General features: G+C 58.4%; 1 protein-coding gene. It reads right to left on the bottom strand.

Annotated elements, in window-relative coordinates:
* Nucleotides 1-66: 66 nt before the first annotated feature.
* On the bottom strand, nucleotides 67-864 hold a 798-nt coding region (locus ALO64_RS11740; RefSeq protein WP_054991718.1), incomplete at its 5' end, for a recombinase family protein.

The raw sequence follows: 864 nt of genomic DNA, 5'->3' as shown, positions 1-864 counted from the left end.
GCACCAGTAGACTGCGTAAAGGGGTCTGGGGAGCAATGGAACAGGGAAGTCAGTTAAGCCCCTACGTCACCAGTACCGGTCAGTACCCTCCATGTGCACTTCGCTTTCGGAGAAGCAGTGGCGGTCGTCCGCGCCACTGGCGATGTCGCTCAGCAACTCGTTCACCGTGTCGTCCAACTCTGCATCGCTGTCGTAAGGCACCTTCAGTTCGTACTCGCCGTTCGATCGCCGCTGAGCGTCGTACTCATCGAGATAGAAGTGTTCAATGTGCTCTATCGTGCGTTTCTTACCGCGCACAAATTTACTGTTGTTCTCAATCCGCAGGGTCAGCAGGAGGGTGGCGACCTTGGTCGTGCTGATACCGGTGTTGCCATTGTCCCGCACGCCGGATGCCTTTCGCGCCGACTTCTCGTAGGCGCTGATCGCTACGCCGCGATGCCGAAGGTAGCTGTATAGCGTGCTCTTGGAGACGTGCAGCTTCTGCGCGATAGCGGCAACCGACAACTTACGTTCACGATACAGCGTTTCGGCAACCATCGCCGTCGCCTGCGCTCGTGGCGTCAGCCCCTTCGACCGTCCGCCCATCCGTCCGCGTGCTCGCGCGGCCGACAGTCCTGCCTGGGTGCGTTCCCGAATCAGTTCGCGCTCAAACTCGGCCAACGATGCAAACAGATTAAATACCAGCCGGCCTTGTGCACTGGTGGTATCGATGGGGTCATTCAGGCTCAACAGGCCGACCTTGCGCTCAATCAAATTGCCCACCAGCTCTACCAAATGCTTGAGTGAGCGTCCCATCCGGTCGAGTTTCCAGATCACTAACACGTCCCCAGCTCGAACTTGGCCAAGCAGTTCGTCCAATGCGGG

This window comes from Pseudomonas meliae, from assembly GCF_001400515.1.
Taxonomy (GTDB): Bacteria; Pseudomonadota; Gammaproteobacteria; order Pseudomonadales; family Pseudomonadaceae; genus Aquipseudomonas; species Aquipseudomonas amygdali.
Note: the sequence above shows the minus strand (reverse complement) of the source record. Positions and strands in the feature narration are given on the sequence as shown.